16 protein-coding genes and 1 tRNA gene are annotated in these 17,438 nt (G+C 45.0%); 5 read left to right on the top strand and 12 right to left on the bottom strand.

The window, feature by feature from the left end; all coding sequences use genetic code 11:
• Positions 1–328 precede the first annotated feature (328 nt).
• The 4 genes from xerC to HY58_RS03320 form a co-directional block, all read right to left on the bottom strand.
• Positions 329–1,432: a tyrosine recombinase XerC gene (gene xerC, locus HY58_RS03335; protein WP_082022034.1), complete on the bottom strand. Its 1,104-nt coding sequence runs from the start codon at positions 1,430–1,432 to the stop codon at positions 329–331.
• Positions 1,433–1,526: 94 nt separating this feature from the next.
• Positions 1,527–1,600, bottom strand: a tRNA-Pro gene (locus HY58_RS03330).
• A gap of 96 nt (positions 1,601–1,696) precedes the next feature.
• On the bottom strand, positions 1,697–2,251 hold the full coding sequence (locus HY58_RS03325) for a GreA/GreB family elongation factor (protein WP_039127533.1): 555 nt from the start codon (positions 2,249–2,251) through the stop codon (positions 1,697–1,699).
• A gap of 12 nt (positions 2,252–2,263) precedes the next feature.
• Positions 2,264–3,475, bottom strand: a complete 1,212-nt coding sequence (locus HY58_RS03320; protein WP_039127530.1) for a nucleoside permease — start codon at positions 3,473–3,475, stop codon at positions 2,264–2,266.
• Between the two features lie 43 nt (positions 3,476–3,518).
• On the opposite strand from HY58_RS03320, the gene HY58_RS03315 reads away from it, so the two are divergent.
• Positions 3,519–4,424 (top strand): prohibitin family protein, encoded by a 906-nt coding sequence (locus HY58_RS03315; protein ID WP_039127527.1) that lies wholly within the window; start codon positions 3,519–3,521, stop codon positions 4,422–4,424.
• A 27-nt stretch (positions 4,425–4,451) separates the two neighbouring features.
• Here the strand turns inward: HY58_RS03315 and HY58_RS03310 are convergent, their stop codons facing one another.
• Both HY58_RS03310 and HY58_RS03305 read right to left on the bottom strand, forming a co-directional pair.
• Positions 4,452–5,033, bottom strand: coding sequence for a DJ-1/PfpI family protein (locus HY58_RS03310; RefSeq protein ID WP_039127524.1), 582 nt, complete (start codon positions 5,031–5,033; stop codon positions 4,452–4,454).
• Positions 5,034–5,061: 28 nt separating this feature from the next.
• Positions 5,062–5,535 (bottom strand): DinB family protein, encoded by a 474-nt coding sequence (locus HY58_RS03305; protein ID WP_039127521.1) that lies wholly within the window; start codon positions 5,533–5,535, stop codon positions 5,062–5,064.
• Between the two features lie 145 nt (positions 5,536–5,680).
• Between HY58_RS03305 and HY58_RS03300 the strand changes: the two genes are divergently transcribed.
• From HY58_RS03300 to HY58_RS03290, 3 genes are all read left to right on the top strand, one after another.
• On the top strand, positions 5,681–6,784 hold the full coding sequence (locus tag HY58_RS03300; RefSeq protein ID WP_253271492.1) for a zinc-dependent alcohol dehydrogenase family protein: 1,104 nt from the start codon (positions 5,681–5,683) through the stop codon (positions 6,782–6,784).
• A gap of 92 nt (positions 6,785–6,876) precedes the next feature.
• Positions 6,877–7,746 carry an MBL fold metallo-hydrolase gene (locus tag HY58_RS03295; protein ID WP_039127516.1) on the top strand — a complete coding sequence of 290 codons (870 nt, stop codon included), beginning with the start codon at positions 6,877–6,879 and terminating at the stop codon, positions 7,744–7,746.
• Positions 7,747–8,073: 327 nt separating this feature from the next.
• Positions 8,074–8,853 (top strand): hypothetical protein, encoded by a 780-nt coding sequence (locus HY58_RS03290; RefSeq protein ID WP_039127513.1) that lies wholly within the window; start codon positions 8,074–8,076, stop codon positions 8,851–8,853.
• A gap of 3 nt (positions 8,854–8,856) precedes the next feature.
• On the opposite strand, the gene HY58_RS03285 is transcribed toward HY58_RS03290, so the two are convergent.
• The 4 genes from HY58_RS03285 to HY58_RS03270 form a co-directional block, all read right to left on the bottom strand.
• Positions 8,857–12,246: a HEAT repeat domain-containing protein gene (locus HY58_RS03285; RefSeq protein WP_039127510.1), complete on the bottom strand. Its 3,390-nt coding sequence runs from the start codon at positions 12,244–12,246 to the stop codon at positions 8,857–8,859.
• Between the two features lie 89 nt (positions 12,247–12,335).
• Positions 12,336–12,644, bottom strand: a complete 309-nt coding sequence (locus HY58_RS03280) for a type II toxin-antitoxin system RelE/ParE family toxin (protein ID WP_039127508.1) — start codon at positions 12,642–12,644, stop codon at positions 12,336–12,338.
• Position 12,645: 1 nt separating this feature from the next.
• The gene (locus HY58_RS03275) at positions 12,646–12,870 is read right to left on the bottom strand and encodes a hypothetical protein (RefSeq protein WP_039127506.1); all 225 of its coding nucleotides are present in this window, start codon (positions 12,868–12,870) and stop codon (positions 12,646–12,648) included.
• Between the two features lie 106 nt (positions 12,871–12,976).
• A complete protein-coding gene (locus HY58_RS03270) occupies positions 12,977–14,635 on the bottom strand; it encodes a serine hydrolase (protein ID WP_039127502.1) in 1,659 nt (552 codons plus the stop codon).
• Positions 14,636–15,280: 645 nt separating this feature from the next.
• On the opposite strand from HY58_RS03270, the gene HY58_RS03265 reads away from it, so the two are divergent.
• Positions 15,281–16,138, top strand: a complete 858-nt coding sequence (locus tag HY58_RS03265) for a hypothetical protein (protein WP_156123550.1) — start codon at positions 15,281–15,283, stop codon at positions 16,136–16,138.
• A gap of 138 nt (positions 16,139–16,276) precedes the next feature.
• Here HY58_RS03265 and HY58_RS03260 read toward each other — a convergent pair whose 3' ends face one another.
• Positions 16,277–16,723, bottom strand: coding sequence for a hypothetical protein (locus tag HY58_RS03260; protein ID WP_039127496.1), 447 nt, complete (start codon positions 16,721–16,723; stop codon positions 16,277–16,279).
• On the bottom strand, positions 16,704–17,303 hold the full coding sequence (locus HY58_RS18690) for a Panacea domain-containing protein (protein ID WP_156123549.1): 600 nt from the start codon (positions 17,301–17,303) through the stop codon (positions 16,704–16,706). The genes HY58_RS03260 and HY58_RS18690 overlap by 20 nt, the downstream gene beginning before the upstream one ends.
• Positions 17,304–17,438 lie beyond the last annotated feature (135 nt).

Below are 17,438 nucleotides of genomic sequence, written 5' to 3'. Positions count from 1 at the left end.
GAGTCAGCTTCGTAATTTTTGTTCTCATAATGAGATTGTTTGCAGCTGTAAACGACTGCTACGCCTTTTGCTTTGCCTCCATTTTTATGCACAGCAATTTATTATAGGTAAACCTGGAGAAGAAGATGTTACTCAGCGCCAGTCGAATGACCAGAATAGCTGTGGATAGATCGAACAAATAATTCCAGGCTCCCTTACAATAGTATCAAACGGGAATGACATCAACAAGCTTTTTTAGAAAAATATTTTCAAGATGGATTTGTTATGTAAGCATCTGTATTACCGCATTACAATATCATAGTTGAGGCAGATTTGCGGGCAAACTGATTTAATGAACGTAATTTCTTAGTGCTGTCTCTGGATTATTTCCCATTAGAAATGCTGTCATTACTGGTGTTAAGCCAGCTTCTATACATCGGCTACCAAAGCTATGTCTGCTCGCATAAAGAACGCGGTACTCTATCTGCAATCCTTCAAGAACTTTTCGAAAAACTCTTCTCTGGAACATCCGATCATCAATGGCCTTCCCCATGGGTGAAGTGAATACCAGCGCATCGTTAGCTTTATCTTTTATCAGAGATGCCAATATACCTTTCAGTTTGCCATCCAAAGGAAGGAAACGTTGCTTCCCATTCTTAGTTTCTTTCCTGATCCTGACTCCAGAATGAGAACCATTGATCGTACGAGCTAATGTTTCCTTTATTTCTACGGTGTTTGATTCCAGTTTGATGTGTTCAACACGTAGCCCTACGGCTTCCGCTGGACGTACACCCATTTGGAAAATAAAAAAAACAAAGGGGTAGTAAGTTGAATGCTTATAACGCGAACATTGGGGTAAAAACGTATCGTTCTCCAGAGCTTCCAGAATTTTACGCATTTTATCAAGAGTGAAAGGTTTCCGATTGGGTTTAATTTCTCTGGTCTGTTTGCGCGGTCGTACGTCCTCTAATGGATTATTATCAACTACCTTATTTCGAACTAACCAAGAAAAGAATGATTTCAATAACCGTAAGCGGGTTTTGTAGGTCTTTGGGCTAATCTTTTCTATTGAAAGCCTGGCTACAATTTCACTTATTAAAAAAACGCCCCAATGTTGCAGCATGCGTAGCGTTAGGCTATAATCCACACTGGCTTCAACATCTCTGTTTCTAATGTTTGTTACCCATTCAATAAATAATGTTGGTAAAGATTTCGATAAAGGCTTAGAAGAAAGTACAGCGACAGGCTTGTATTTTTTTAAAGTAGGATCAAATGCTTGGACAGCCATGTCTTGTTCGATTTGAATAGCAAGCTTTCGGGCCTGCAACAGATTTACGGAATTGTATGGACCACTGCATAGTGAATAGCGCTTGTTCAGATACCGCCATCGCAATCGAACGCGCTCTTTGTAGTTTGTAATGCTTACAGTACCCTTTAAATTTTTGTGACCCATTCGTGACCCATTTAAGGTGTATTTGGGTCACTTATTGTCTTCACTACCTAATACGAAAAAAGCCTAACACGTTATGTGTCAAGCTTTTTTTATGTCGGGAAGACAGGATTCGAACCTGCGACCCCCTGGTCCCAAACCAGGTGCGCTACCGGCCTGCGCTACTTCCCGGACCCCAGAAGCAGTTGTTGGTCTCCTTCTAAGAGGTTGCAAAGGTAGGGTTTCAGCCCATTCATCCAAAAAAAATCTGAAACCCTTTTAACCTCTCTATTCTACTGATATTATCCTGTACTCCAACTTGTTAACTTCTACTTTATCGCCAACTCTTTTACCCGTCAAAGCCTTGCCCAAGGGAGATTGAGGTGAAATCGAGATGATGGTTTGCACGGCAACATATGATCCTTCCTTAAACTTTGCTTCCTCTTCTATCTTTGAGCTAGTGCCAAACTTTGTTTCCTCGGCAATCTTTGATCCCTCATTAATTCTGTTTCCCGGAACCTTAATCTTCCCCACCGCCGCAGCCAGTAAAAACATCCCCCTATCCGTCCCTACCAAACTCCCCTTCCCCACCCTCTCTCCCCCATGCCCATAATCCAGCTTCTCCATCACCCCCAACTGCTCCATTGCGTCAGCCAACTGCCTCCTCGTATTTTCCTGCTCTATCTGCAGCATCGCCAAAGCCGTCTCATGTTTATCGCCGGCCGTACTCTTGGTTTCATTACTCGCACTCTCGCGCAGGTCGCCCAATATGGTCTGAAGATTCAAAACCTTCTCCCTTATCAATTGCAGAAATGCCCGGTATATGTTTTCCTTATTATGCATGGCGAAAGCAGCTTAAACTTCCTCCACCGCAACAGCATCGGGAACTTTCTTCTCCCTGAAAAAGAGCAGGAAATAGACCAGCACCGCAAAAGCAATCGCCGCCGGCACCAGCCAGATACTCCTCCAGTCATGTCCCTCGCCCTGCTGGTAGTAGGATGCCACAAATCCCGAAAACCAGGTTCCTATAAACATGCCCAACCCATAGGTAGCAAACGTAAACAAGCCCTGCGCCGAATTCTTGATCTTCTCCCCAGCCTTCTTCTCCGAATACATATAACCCGTCACAAAAAAGAAATCATAACAGACGCCGTGTAGTATAATGCCGGTATACAACATCCAGCTATTGGGATCGCCATAGCCATAGGCAAATAATACATACCTCACGATCCACGCAATGATGCCGATCATCAGCATATACTTCACCCCGATCCGGTTGATCAGAAACGGTATCGCCAGTATAAACAGTCCCTCCGATACCTGCCCCAATATCATCTTACCCGCCGAATTGGTCATGCCGATCTCATTCAGAAACGGATTCGCAAATCCATAATAAAAGGCCAGCGGAATACATACCAGCACCGCCGCTATAAAGAATACCAGGTAAGGCTTATCCCTGAACAATACAAAGGCATCACTGCCCAACGCCCGCGCGCCACTTACCGCAACACCTTTTCCCCTGGCCGGCGTATCGGGAAGGGAAAAACTATAGAGTCCCAACGCCGCCGAACACAGTGCCGCTAAAAAAAATGTATTGGCGCTTTTCTCAATGCCGAGATTGCCTACCAGCAGCCCCGCCACGATCCATCCCACCGTTCCAAATACCCTGATCCAGGGAAACTGTTTTCCCGGATCCGTCATCTGCGTAAAGGCAACATTATTACTCAGCGCAATGGTGGGCATATACATCAGCGAATACACCAGTATCACCCAATAAAACGCAGTATTGCCACTCACCTGCGTGGCCAGTACCAACAGCGCCGCCCCCACCAGGTGCAGCACCCCCATGATACGCTGCGCAGCAAAAAACCTGTCGGCCACCATGCCCACAAAAAAGGGGGATATCATCGTGGCGATGGCCAGCGCACTAAAGGCCGCACCAATCTGCACATCCGATGATCCCAGATTGCTTTTCATATAAGTGCCCATCGTTACATACCAGGCACTCCAGGTAAAATATTGCAGGAACATCATGATGGCCAGACTGGCCCCTATTGATCTTTTCATATTATAATTTCGAAATGAAAATATAAAATTAAATTCATGCACTATGACACTTATAATTATCGGAGTCATCCTCTTCCTCGCCTCCTTCGGCATCGCTAAATCGGAAGAACCTATCCGTCGCTTTGCCGGTACTCTCAGGTCCATTGCCCTCGGACTTTTCGCCATCGGCATCATCACGGCCTGTATCATCCAGATTGACGTGGGACAAATTGGCGTCAAAAAACTTTTCGGTAAAGTGCAGAAGGATGTTCTCACCAGCGGTCTCCATTTTATCAATCCGCTCCTTGAAATTGAAAGGCTCGATGTCAAGACCCTCAACTATACCATGAGCGGCATCCAGGACGAAGCGCAGAAGCCCGGCGATGATGCCATCCGTGTGCTCACTGCCGATGGTCTTGAAGTGACCATCGATCTCTCCGTGCTTTATCGCGTCATTCCTGTTGATGCTCCCATGCTGCTGCAGGAAACCGGGGCCGACTATGAAGACAAGATCGTCCGCCCTATAACGCGCACGCGTATCCGCGACAACGCCGTCTATTATGATGCCGTCGCCCTCTACTCCACCAAGCGTGATGAATTCCAGCAAAGGATCTTCAAGACCATCGAAACGGATTTCAAGAAAAGAGGTCTGCTGCTCGAAAACCTGCTGGTGCGCAATATCACCCTCCCTCAATCGGTAAAGGCTACCATCGAACAAAAGATCAATGCCGAACAGGATGCTCAGAAAATGCAGTTCGTGCTGCAGAAAGAAAGACAGGAAGCCGAGCGCAAACGTGTGGAGGCACAGGGTATCTCCGACTACCAGCGTATCATCAGTGAAAGTCTGACCGACAGGCAACTGCAATACGAAGGCATCAAGGCTCAACTGGAGATAGCTAAATCACAAAATGCAAAAGTGATCATCATGGGCAAAGGAAATACGCCCGTCATCCTCGACAGTAAAAATTAATTGCGCTATTGCGGTTGTTCGTGCCGGTTAGTTTCCGCTAATGGTTATCCCCAGCAACTTATAGAACTCCCGCAGTATGGCAGGATGCCCTGGCCATGCGGGTGAGGTGGTGAGATTACCATCGGTTATCGCATCCGTAACGGGGATCTCTTTATAGTTTCCTCCGGCCAGCGTTACCTCGGGGCCCACCGCCGCATAGGCCGTGAGGGTCCGTCCTTTTACAACACCGGCAGCAGTCAGTATTTGTAAACCATGACAGATAGCAGCAACGGGTTTATTCTTCTCGAAAAAATGCCTTGTATAGTCCAGCACTTTTTCATTCAGCCTTATATACTCCGGTGCCCTTCCCCCGCATACATAGAGCCCATCATAATCATCGAGGTTCACTTCATCAAAACTCTTGTTGAGGGTGAAATTATGTCCCCTCAATTCGGCATAGGTCTGAAATCCCACGAAATCATGGATAGCGGTCGCAATGTTTTCGCCCGCTTTCTTACCCGGACAAACAGCATGCACTTCCAATCCCACTGATAACAGCGCCTGGAAAGGAACCATCATCTCATAATCTTCCACGAAATCTCCGGTCAGCATTAAAATTTTCTTACTCATATTAATAGAATTATGGTTTATGAATTTGTCAGATCTGGTTATCGGCAGGTATCAGTTTTGTTAACAAAACAATTTGCCCGAGATGATAAGCATCGTGCTGTATCAGTCCCTCTATATGGTAATGCCAGCTGCGATTGCCATAATAGATTTTGTCGAGGTCCTTATCCTCCATCCCTTCCAGAAACATCATCCACTTCTTGTGCGCCTGCTCCAATGCCTTCAGCGATGCCTCCCAGGATGCATCGGATTTGTTTTCTACGGGAAGGAAAAAATTATGCTCGGGACTGGTTTCCTTTCCCACCGTTAAGCGGCGCAGCACCGCCTCCTTCCATGCCGCGAGATGGTTCACGATCTCCCAGATCGAATTCCGGTCGGGCCTGAGCTTCTTTGCCGCCAGACAGGCCGGCACCTGCCTCAATACCGGCAGCAGACTTACATCGAGCCATGGTTCGCCGTCATACATTTCCTGCATGCGTAACTTCAATCGTTGAACTTCTTTCATCCCTTTAAATTCGTGCTTTTTTCGCAATCCAGGCTCACAATGAAATCTATCATCTCCCTCCCTGACTTCCCTCATCTGCCGGACATATTCATTTCGCTACCTTAAAGAGTTAATAAATCATTACAGTGCTAATAAATAATTCATCATGAAAGAAACAATGAAAGCGCTTGTATATTTTGGTGACGGTAAAATTGAATACAAAGATGTTCCTGTTCCCGTTATCAACAAGCCAACCGACGCACTTGTCAGAATCCTGAAGACAACCATCTGCGGTACTGATCTCGGCATCATAAAAGGTAAAGTTCCAACCGTTAAACCCGGCACCATCCTGGGCCACGAAGGGGTGGGTATTGTGGAGGAAGTGGGTGCATCCGTTCGTAATTTTAAAAAAGGTGACCATGTTATCATTTCCTGCATCACCTCCGATGGCACCTGCGAATATTGCAAGCGGGGCCTATACGCCCACTGCGAAGATGGCGGATGGATCCTGGGCCACCTCATAAATGGAACCCAGGCAGAATACGTCAGCATCCCCCATGCGGACAATAGCCTGCACCATATTCCTGAGGGTTCCGACGAAGAAGCCCTGGTGATGTTAAGTGATATACTGCCCACCGGTTACGAGATCGGTGTCATAAACGGACGCGTTAAACCCGGCGACACAGTCGCAATCGTGGGATCGGGTCCTATCGGGATGGCCGCTTTGCTCACCGCCCAGTTTTATTCTCCCTCCCGTATTATCATGATCGACCTCGACGATAACCGCCTCGATATGGCCAGAAAATTCGGGGCAACCGAAACCATCAACTCCACCAGAGAGAATGTGGTGGAAAAGATCATGTCGTCCACCAGGGATGGAGTAGACGTGGCTATTGAAGCCGTGGGCATTCCCGATACTTTTAACTTCTGCCAGAAAATTATCCGTCCGGGTGGTAATATTGCCGTGATAGGGGTTCACGGGCACAGCGTTGATCTGCAACTGCAGGACCTGTGGATTCGTAATATCACCCTCACCACCGGACTGGTAAGTACCAATACTACCCCCATGCTGCTGAAGACGGTCAGCTCCGGCAAGTTGCAACCTAATAAACTGATCACCCACCACTTTGTACTGGATGATATGCTGGAAGCTTATAAAGTGTTTGGTGATGCTGGTAAGGAAAAGGCCATCAAAGTGATCATTGATGCGGAAGCTTCTCCGGTACTAAAGAATGTAAGGAGCGAAAAAGAAGAACTTACTCCGGCATAAGTTTATGTAGAGACTCAAAAAAAAGCAGGCTTCTCGCCTGCTTTTTGCATTCTCTTTCATTCCTGTACTTTCGTGCTTAATTTTCAGCCTGCATGTCACTTTACGTTAGTTCACTTAATTCCGGAAGCAACGGCAACTGCTACTACATCGGCAACGATGATGATGCCATCCTGGTTGATGCCGGCATCAGCTGCAAGGAGATCCTCAAACGCATGCAGCGCGCGGAACTTGACATCAATAAGGTGCGCGCGATTTTCATTTCACATGAACATTCCGATCATATAAGGGGATTAACGATCCTCTCTAAAAAGTTCTCCCTTCCTGTTTACATCAACAAGGGCACCATGCAAAACGGGCGATTATTCATCGCCCATGAACTGGTGAATGATTTCTGTGACGCCAGTCCTGTTGCCATCGGCAAGATGGTGATCCATGCTTTCCGCAAACACCATGATGCCGCCGACCCTTATAGTTTTGTTATTGAGCATGGCGGAACACGCGTGGGGGTATTCACCGATATCGGCCGCCCCTGCGATTCACTCACCCGGCATTTCAGTAACTGTCACGCCGCCTTCCTCGAATCGAATTATGATGAGGCCATGCTGGAGAATAGCAGTTATCCATGGCATTTGAAGAATCGTATCCGGGGTGGATTGGGACATCTCTCCAATAAGCAGGCGATGGAGCTTTTCCTGGCTTGCCGGCCAGATTTTATGAGCCATCTTTTTCTTTCCCATCTTTCGCAGAATAATAATTGTCCCGAGTTGGTGAAGGAGCTTTTTGAGTCCCAGGCTGATGGGATTGAGATCGTGGTGGCTTCCCGGCATGTGGAGACGCCGGTTTACCGGATCTGTGCGGCCGAGGGTCTTAGTGCGGCAGAACCTTTCACTACCGCCGAAAATATCAAAGCGACAGTTCCGGCGAGGATGGTGCCTTCCACCCAACTGCAGCTTTCTTTGTGATCAACGCAGGGGATACTCCAAACGCCAATGCTGCCTCAATGCCTTTAAAAACCCTTCTTTTATGCCTTCAAAAAACTTCTCAACGCCTTTGTACTCCCTACCTTAGAATGTTCGAAGTTAAGACGGAGGAAATCAGAACCTAAAGCGGTCTGAAGTCAGGGTAAGTCAGGTAAAGTCAGCAAAGGTCAGGTAAAGTCAGGGAAAGTCAGGTGAAGATCAGGGGATTGTCAGGAAAAAATCAGGTAATTGTCAGGGAAGGAAGCGAACATGTGAAGCTTTTTAATTATATTCAATCCGAGATTGTCAATATAATCAAAATATCCCAAAATGGCAAAAAAAAATTTCGATTCTTTCGGACTGCCGGAAAGAAAGCCACGCCGCCCTAAATTTGCCTCCCCACAGGCGGTACACCCCGATTTTGAAAAGCAGATCTCACGCACCGTTTTTGTCAATAACCTGGCGGCCGACCTCAACAGCATCATCAAGGAATATTTTGATCGTTATAAAATTTCTGATTTTTATCAGCGGGCGCAATCAAAAATGCGCAAAGAACCGCTGAATAACCCTTTTCTCCTCATCAGGCGGTTAAGAGAAATGGATATCCATCCACGATATCCCCTTGGCGCATTGGGATCACATAAACTGACCACCGCCATCCAGAAAAAGAAAGAGCTGCAAATCTCCGTGGGGGCAAATGCCTTTGAAACGAAGGCGCTTAGAAACCACAATAAAAGCTACTCGTTGAAACTGATCCTGATCTGCTGGCTGTATAATATAGATAAGCCTGTTCATTTCTGCCAGGATAGCGAATGGCTGCATTACACGGATAAGGATATGGTATTCGATTTTAATTTCACCCTCCCGAAGAATACAAGATTCTTTATGATATGCCTCTGGCATATGCAGGGCAATGATGAGATCCGCGACCTAAACATGCGGGCCAATGCCATGCGGATAATCAGGGTAGATTCCCTCGATGAAGAAGACGCGGCACTGGCAAAAGAAAGGGATGATGCTGCCAAATACAATGAGCCCAAAAAACCCAAACCTGATACCAGCATCATCCGCGTAAAGGCCCGTAAAGCCGATCCTAAATCTGATGCATAAACGCTAACCCTCTTTGAGCGTCGACAGGAAACTCACCAGGTCACGGATCTCTTTTTTACTCAGCACATACCTTAACTCTGGCATGCTCGAGGCAGCATTGGTGCGGGTTTCCACCTTATCTTTCGCGATGGTCATATTACCGCCCTCTCCCGATTTTATCACCAGGCTCTTCGCGTTTTCCTCCATCAGTATCCCCGAAACGGAACTGCTATCTTTCAGCTTAAGCGTTACCGCGCCATAACCCGGAGCAATACGCGCACTTGGCTTGATCAGTGCTTCCAATAACTGCTCCCTGCTCAGCCTGCTGGCGATGCCGTTTAACTTCGGCCCCGCATTGCCGCCGTAATCATCATAGGCATGGCATTTCATACACATGGCACTCTGGCTCCTGAAGAAGATCCTTCCCCCATGTTCCGCATTTCCGCCTACCAGACTACCCGCATAGGATGCCATCAATTCATCAGGCGATAGCTTCTTGCTGATGGCAGCATAGCGGTCTTTTAATACCGCGGAATGCGAACTGTCGATGGCCTCTGATAATTCTATATATACCTCCGGACTCAACTTCCCCGCTTCCATTTTCGCGAGCTGCTTATCAAATACAGCTTTGGTATCTCCCACCGGTAGCTTACCAAGCGTTAATAACGCCGCCTGCTTTTCTTCCGCCGATTTTGTATCAATAACATCTGCCAGCATCTCCACCATCATGGCAGTCGGGATTTCTGTTCTTCCTAACAGATCTATGCCGCTGATGCGAACCATCTTTTCTTTATCGGACAGTGCCTGCTTTATCGCCAATCCAACCTCTGCATATTTCATATCGGCCATTGCTTCCAATGATGCTTTCCTTACAGTTGGTTTGGGATCTTTTTTGAGCAATGCCAGCAGGTTAGGCTCTGCTGTTTTGATTCCGAGTCTGCTAATGGCTTTGATGGTTCCGATCTTTATCTGTTCATCTGTTTGCCCCAGCAAATTGATCAGCGTTTTTTCCACCACTGGTTTTACCTGCACCGAATCTCTTTCCACCTTTCCCCTCAGCCTTCCATCAACTCTATCAAGCACCGAAGGTCTGGCCCAGGTACCGATGGCCGCAATGGCTTCAATCCGCATGGGCGCCGGGTTTGCCGTGCCGGCAGCATAATTCACCAGGTTCTGCAAGGCCCCTTCTGTTCCCACCCGGAGGTTGGCATTGATCATCCGCCGCGTGAGCGCTTCGTTTTTAAAACTTGTCTTATTCAGGAGATCACCCAGGGCAGGCAGCGCCGCCTCAATGGATAGATCATCATTGATGGCCCTCGCTGCTTCTGTTACAATGAACTCATCTTTATCAAAGAGGAAATTTGCTACCCCTGGATTGCTCATCCTGCGCAGACTAACTACCGCGGCTATACGAAGTGCACGGGAGCTGTCCTTTGCCAGTGCAATGATCGGTTCTGCCTTACCGATACGTGATAAAGCCAGGCTGCCTGCATGTCTTAAATACGCATCCTCATCATTGTTTGCTTTCAGCATTTCTATGATAGGTTGGATGGCTGGCTCATAGGCGATCCGGCCCAGAGCTTCGGCAGCAAAGAAACGGGCTCGACTAAACGAATCTTTCAACAGTGGTAGCAACTTTTCTCCTGCCGGCTTATACCTGATATCACCCAGCCACTTGGCTACCTGTGCCCTGATCTCATCATCCGCATCAGTTAAATAGGGTAATAATATGGCTGCCTGCTCTGCATCTTTTCTTGCCAGCTGGCTGATGCCCCAGATGGCATGCACCCTCGCCAGTTGCTTTGCTTTCTGATGCAGGTGCTGCTGAAATATTCTGACCGATTTATTGCCTCTCTTCACCAGTTCAAACTGCGCTTTCATCCTTACACGCATATCTTCATTGGCGAGTAATTCGCCCAACTGCTCTGCCTTATAATCACTGAAATCTGCTGCAAGCAAGGTTTTGGTGAGCTTCCTCGCCGCTGATGCAGCTGCGCTCTTATCATCCAGTTTCCATATCCTTCCAAATACACCTGTCCCCCATCCGTCGATCCAGTCGGCCACATAGAGTGCGCCATCCGGACCAAAATCCAATCCCGTTGGTAATATGCCTCCCGCGATCTTCTTTGTTTCTCCCAATTCAAAACTGGCGCCTTTTGGCTTAAGTGTAAAACTATGCACGCCCGAACCCGCTGCATTGCCCACAAACTCGGCTACAAAAAAATGATTCTTGTAAGCAGGGCCCATTGCGGTACCTGGGTTATATACAAATCCCGCCGGACCGCTAACATAATTGCTGATGCAGGGCGTGATATAGGCCGCCTGTCCCTCAAACCTTGGCAGGTACATTTTCTCATCCATCCACACTTTATAGTTGTTGTTGAGCGGGTCATTGTATTTTCCATACTGCCAGTTCGATCGCCATCCCGCATCTGAACCATTCACGATATATACCAGCCTTTCTTTCTCTCCTGCATGATCGCCATCATTGTCTTCACTGATCAGGTTGCCATATTCATCAAAGGCAAATTCATGTGTGTTTCTGAGTCCCGCAGCAAATATTTCGAAATCCGTTCCATCCGGATTGGAACGCGCTATCACGCCGCTGTTGGGATATTCCCATTTCTGTCCATCAGGTCCCTGGCCGTTAAATCCGATATCACCGATCTGCCAGTAGATCTTTCCATCCGGACCCATTTCCACGCCCGACATCCCATGCCCGCTGAATCCTATATGTATTCCATAACCCGTGGAGATAGATGTTTTTTCATCGGCGATGCCATCACCATTTTTGTCGCGCATGCGCCAGAGATCCGGCGCCACGGCCACATAGAGATCATCACCGTCGGCCAGCACGCCACCACCCACATCGGTTACCTCATCATGGAAATCATCCACCACCAACTGCGAGCGGTCAGCCACGCCATCACCATTCATGTCTTCGAGCCTGAAAACATTTTCACGTTCTACGGTCATATCGCGCCAGTCGCGGGAGCTGTCACCATTCACATCGGTAAGCCATTGATTCCTGCTACTGTTCTCCGGGGCGAGTTCGGTACGGAGGAATTTTCGTTTATCCTCCACCGTTTGCAGACTGATGGAAGCGATCTCCCAGTCGCGGTGCGCCCTGATATCAAACTCAGAATTTACCTGGCGGTTTGTTTTATTGTAATAGAGCCTTCCATGGTCATCAATATCAATGGCTATAGGCGATACCACCAGTGAATCTATTCCCCATAAACTGATGGAGAGACCTTCTTCGAGCTGGGGCTTGATAACATTCCCGACTGAATCAGCAAAGCGCGCGGTATAGGCCGTATCATATTGGGAAGTTTGAACAACGGGCGCTTCATCGCGGCAGGAGACTATAGATAGTGATGCAAATAGAATGATGGATAGTAATCCGGATCTCATAATGGCAGTTTGTTTGCTTGATGGAATAAGTGTATAATTTATACTTTTTTTCCGAAAGCTGAAAACTGGTCAGAAAGGTAAGATCGCAATTATACTTTCCTAAGTTTGTTTTGGGGGTTTCTGTAAGTATTATGAACTGCATACACAATGACTTCCTGGTCTATAATTTCATAAACAACAACATAGGGATAACGTTTTAGCCTAACATCCCTAAGAACACCAAGAGGATCTTCTGCAATAAATCCATTTGCCATTGGATTTTCTGATAATTGCCGGTATCTGTTTAAAAGAGATTCCAAAAATCTTTCGCCTAACCCAGCTTGTTTCTCCTCGTAGTAGTTATATGCAGCAAGTGCATCTTCATGCGCTTCCTGCTTAATAAGAACCTGAAATCCCATTCTATTCCTTTTGCTTACGTATGGCCTCAAGAGATTCTTCGATCGTAAACGATTTACTCAGGCCTTGTAAATGTTGTTGCCTTCTGTGATGTAGTAAGGCAATATCTTCGGAAGTATAGCTCCAATCAATTTCATTTTCCAGCAATACATATATTGCCTGGAGCTTTTGCTCATCGGCAACATCAATGTAATGATGCAATTTATCACGTAAAGCTGAACTGTCCATATAGAGGATTTATTCAAATTTACCCTTTTTTGGGTGAATAATTAAACCGTATAAACACCTGAAAATGCAGAGAGCCTGCAATAAAATTGCAAGCTCTCGCTTTAATTTACCTTACAACACTGATCTTTTTGGTCTCAACTTTATTTCCATTTTGCAGCTGGCATAAATAAATTCCTGCCGGCAGGTACTGCTGATTATTATCCCTTCCATTCCAGTTGATGGTATGCATTCCGGGAGCATATATTCCATCGGCCACTGTTGCGATTGCCTGGCCTGATAAATTATAGATCTTCATCACAACACGGCTTCTTTCTGCCACCCTGAAATGTATTCTGGAACTTGTTGTTACAGGGTTGGGTGAAATGCTGAAACCTGAATTACTTTCCTGTGCCGGTACTTCCTTAACTGCCTTGGTTAGAACCTCCGGACAATTGCCAAGCACGCCTCCTCTTGCCACTAATTCATCAGCCGCTGTACGATCCACACAAACATTATTGCCGTTGAAGCAAAGCCTGATCTTTTCGTCCTTCCTGCCGTCATTGCCGCAGGTAAATTCGGGCACAGCAGCATATAAGGCTCTTGCCAGCGCATAGATATCTGCACCATGATAATTGGTAAGGATCACCAGGGTTAGTTTTTTATCAGGCTGGTAAAACATCACGGAACGATAGCCCGGGGCATTGCCATCGTGACCGATGAATTTTTCTTCCGCACTCATCTTGGTACTCTGCCAGATGCCATAGCCAAGTTTATCTCCTTCATCATCAGCAACCGGAGAAATGGAATTCAACATCTGGTCGAGCGTGGCTTTACTGGTAGCCCTCCCGCTGAATAATGCATTCCCCCATTCTGCCAGGTCCGCAATATTCGATACTATACCGCCGCCAGCAAATGCAGCGGAAACAATTCCCGTCATGGGGAACCTTGAAATATTCGTGTATGCATTGGGGAAAGTTGGCTGCCCCGTCAGCTGGAAGATGGGATTGAACGCGCTTATATTATCGTGTGGGGATGCCAGTAAGGTTCCTGCCGGCTGTGGCTCTTTCACACCCAGGTACATGGAACCCAATTGAAGCGGAGTGAAAAATCTTTCCCGATAATGTTGCTCCAGTGATTTTCCGGTAACAATTTCTACAATTGCTCCAAGGGTAATATAATTGGTGCTGGAATAAGTTCTGTCCAGGCCGGGCTGTTTTACCTGGTGAACAAAATACAGGATCTCAAAGGGTGTCCAGATATGTTGGGGCTGGAAGGCAATGGCCAGTTGAAACTGGAATTCACCGGTGTAATCTGAATAACCGCTTTCATGGGCAAGTAATTGACGAATAGTTACGGATGCATTGAGTCCGGCATTGATCTGCGCCAGGGGAAGGAAGTTGCTGACCGGGTCATCGAGATTGAGTTTGCCTTCATTTGCCAGCTCCAGCACCAGGGCCGACGTAAATGTTTTGGTGACGCTGTAAATCTGCGAAAGTGTGGCAGTGGTAAATGCAGTTCCACCAGGTTGCAGATTATTCTGCGCATCTACATTCCGGGCAGCATAGCCGGTGCTACCCTGCCAGAATGCCAGGCCATCAACTTTGATGGCGGCTGCTATTCCACCTACATAGGGATTGTCGGGATTGTTTTGAAATTCATCCAGCACCTCCTGAAGTTTTGCCTGCGCAGCGGGCGAAAAGCCCTGGCCGGATAGGGTGCAATGGATGGAGAGAAGCAATAGGAAAACAATGGAATGCTTTCCTGCAGATAGATTTACCTGTTTCATGACAGTTGGGTTTAAGTGAATAATTGTGTTTCCCCGATGATGTCAAGGTAACTACAGCAACTGCCGGATGGAATCAGGAATAGATGGTTGACGGGTGTCAGTTAATAAGACGCTACTGCGGGACAACGGAATGAAATGGGGTAAGTTATTTGATGAGAAGCACCAGTTACCAAATGGTATAAAAAGATCATCCCGCAAATTTGTATTTGCGGGATGATCTTAATTCCCATGTGTTTTTTTGGGCTTTCACACTATTTTTGTTCCGGTGTACACTATTGAGTGATCATCCACTATAGTTATAAAAAAATCCAACACGCTGAAAAGTTGCTACAGTGCTCAAGGAAGCCTTTTCTGTTTTGGATAACAATCCTCTTGAACTCTTTAATTTGCCAATATTTTTAACGCCATTTGATTTGTATTCATCGATAACATAAACTGTTTCCGCGTTAGCAATTATCCTTCTTCCGCAAGCAGGGTAAAATCTGCCATTAATTGAGTAGTTGCAATTTTATCCTACTTCAAAAACATCCATTTTCTATCTGTAGCGCCGACTAGATAGTAGATTACCAGCATTAAAATAATGGCTTCGCATAAAATTACTTTGAATCATTTCTATGGCTGGGGTATTATTTGTAAATTCTCCAAATGACGGACTTTATACCTTGGATCCCGGATTTTATATTTAATATTATTTCAATTGTCTGTACTGCCTTGGCTATCATTTTGCCAATGCGTTGGAAGATTTCTGAGCGGGATGTAAATATCAAAAACCCAAAGGTCGTTTCCATTCTTTTTTGTACAATAATTGTGTTACTATCTGGCTTCTGTAAAGATATTAATGCGCAAAGAGAATCAAACCTGAAGGAAAGTTTGGAAATCCAACATAGGATTGCTTCTGATTCAACCTTGAAGGCAAGGGACTCAATACATAAAATTGAACTGGCAAAAGCTCAAGCTGAAACTTTGAGAAACTTTGCAGAAGGTTTTGCCAGATATGGTTTAAAATATGATTCTACAAAAAATGAAATAAGTGCACTTATCAGAGATTCTGCAATTCGAAATGATAATTATTATGACCAAACCCCACCCTATTTTGGCTTTGCCCCTCATGTTGGTCATGAAATGCTTGATAGCAATGGAAGTGATTATTTTAAATTTGATGTTTTAGCAAAATTTGCAGCTGTACACGTAGTTGAATCTAGGTTAGATGCGCTTGTCAGGGATCAATTTGGTTACCATTATCGTGGGAACATGGTACTATACAAAAATGAAGTGTTTCCAGTGGATCAACAGCACGAAAAAATATTTTTAATTAAACGAATTCAAAATCAACCTCGTTGGAATTATTATTTTCATTTATCCGGAGAGTATACAAGCCTAGATAAGAAAAAAAAATATACTATGAATGATTTATATATGTATGACGTATTTGAAAAGGCATACCACCGACCGGATCCATCAACTAAACAAGAAATCCTAACTATTTTAAATAACTATAAATAAGGCCAGATTGAGACCTAGGCCGTTGCAAATTATTGGGGGAATGCTTCGAAATTTAGTATCAAAAATAAGACGTTATACAGGATTGCTGATTAGTAGCCACCTATTTGTAATTATTAAATGCTATGTAATAATATATTATTACATAGCATTTAATAATTCCTTTAACTCCTCTTCGATCTGCGGGCTATCTAAAAAACCCTGAATTATCTCATGAAATGAATGTTCAGGTAATGCACCCCAATATTCAATTAAGCTTTTATCATATAAGTCCATCAATTCATCAATCCCAAATGGAAAATATTCATTGCAATTTATGTATGTCTCGCGATTGAATGGATTTGCTGGATCACTAGGATCAATCAAAACTTGTGTAGATGCAGGAAATCGATTCTTTGCAATTATCCTTTTAACAGTTTGGTATTGGGAAGTACAACAAGATAAAACAACGATGTCGTCTGGTTGTACGACAATACATATGAAAAAGTGAGGTGTTATAGTATTTAACTCAGGAGTTGCGAACCGAAAAATTGCTTTTGCCACGATAGCTTCCAAAAATTGCGCCCTATTAATCAACTGTGGTGGCATCTTCAGAATAATGTTTCTTCAAAAAAATATCTTTAATATTTTCAAGCATTTCAGGATCTTCTTGAAATACTTTAGGATTCTCTACCGGATCAATAAAAAAATCTTCAATTTCCATTGGATACCTGGAAGGGTTACCTCTTTTTAATTCAAGCTCCCACTTTTTCCATTCTGGAAATCTGTGACTAAAATCACTTAGGTCAAATTGATCCATTTTCCCGTATTCAGCAATAATCATTTTCAAAACCTCAACATCAGTCTTGGAAAAAACTTTAGCGTTAAAATCACCAATAAGTCTATAATAATTTTTCCCTTCTTGCTTTATGAAATTATTTGAATATGCCGTTTCCTCATCACTTGCAAATGAACTTGCTTCAAGTATATCCCTTGTGTTAGACGCAATCGGTCCTAATTTTAAAGCAAAATAAGTATCGCCAGTTATTGTTCTGCCGTAACGTCTTAAATGAAGCCGATCAGCAAGCCAAATCAATTTAATTGCTTTCATTTTGTTCATTACCCCTTGTTCAGACAAAGCAATTAAAGCCAATGCTTGCACTGACTTTTTATAATTAAATCCTTTCACTTTTATTATTATTTAGAAAAGGTACATCTATAAAATCATAATATCAAATTGAGGTGCGAGTTGCATTATGTAAAAAAATAACCACATATTCTTACACTATAACAACTATAGAATTAAAAAAACGCAAACCCTAGT

The sequence above is a fragment of the Flavihumibacter sp. ZG627 genome, from assembly GCF_000814325.1.
Lineage (GTDB): Bacteria > Bacteroidota > Bacteroidia > Chitinophagales > Chitinophagaceae > Flavihumibacter.
Note: the sequence above shows the minus strand (reverse complement) of the source record. Positions and strands in the feature narration are given on the sequence as shown.

Excerpts from the sequence above, each read along its gene's own strand:
- HY58_RS03290 (WP_039127513.1), top strand. The coding sequence starts at position 8,074 with ATGGCAAAAAAAAATTTCGATTCTTTCGGACTGCCGGAAAGAAAGCCA.
- HY58_RS03270 (WP_039127502.1), bottom strand. The coding sequence starts at position 14,635 with ATGAAACAGGTAAATCTATCTGCAGGAAAGCATTCCATTGTTTTCCTA.
- HY58_RS03285 (WP_039127510.1), bottom strand. The coding sequence starts at position 12,246 with ATGAGATCCGGATTACTATCCATCATTCTATTTGCATCACTATCTATA.
- HY58_RS03295 (WP_039127516.1), top strand. The coding sequence starts at position 6,877 with ATGTCACTTTACGTTAGTTCACTTAATTCCGGAAGCAACGGCAACTGC.
- HY58_RS03315 (WP_039127527.1), top strand. The coding sequence starts at position 3,519 with ATGACACTTATAATTATCGGAGTCATCCTCTTCCTCGCCTCCTTCGGC.
- xerC (WP_082022034.1), bottom strand. The coding sequence starts at position 1,432 with ATGGGTCACAAAAATTTAAAGGGTACTGTAAGCATTACAAACTACAAA.
- HY58_RS03280 (WP_039127508.1), bottom strand. The coding sequence starts at position 12,644 with ATGGGATTTCAGGTTCTTATTAAGCAGGAAGCGCATGAAGATGCACTT.
- HY58_RS03265 (WP_156123550.1), top strand. The coding sequence starts at position 15,281 with ATGACGGACTTTATACCTTGGATCCCGGATTTTATATTTAATATTATT.
- HY58_RS03275 (WP_039127506.1), bottom strand. The coding sequence starts at position 12,870 with ATGGACAGTTCAGCTTTACGTGATAAATTGCATCATTACATTGATGTT.
- HY58_RS03325 (WP_039127533.1), bottom strand. The coding sequence starts at position 2,251 with ATGCATAATAAGGAAAACATATACCGGGCATTTCTGCAATTGATAAGG.
- HY58_RS03305 (WP_039127521.1), bottom strand. The coding sequence starts at position 5,535 with ATGAAAGAAGTTCAACGATTGAAGTTACGCATGCAGGAAATGTATGAC.
- HY58_RS03310 (WP_039127524.1), bottom strand. The coding sequence starts at position 5,033 with ATGAGTAAGAAAATTTTAATGCTGACCGGAGATTTCGTGGAAGATTAT.
- HY58_RS03260 (WP_039127496.1), bottom strand. The coding sequence starts at position 16,723 with ATGCCACCACAGTTGATTAATAGGGCGCAATTTTTGGAAGCTATCGTG.
- HY58_RS03300 (WP_253271492.1), top strand. The coding sequence starts at position 5,681 with ATGAAAGAAACAATGAAAGCGCTTGTATATTTTGGTGACGGTAAAATT.
- HY58_RS03320 (WP_039127530.1), bottom strand. The coding sequence starts at position 3,475 with ATGAAAAGATCAATAGGGGCCAGTCTGGCCATCATGATGTTCCTGCAA.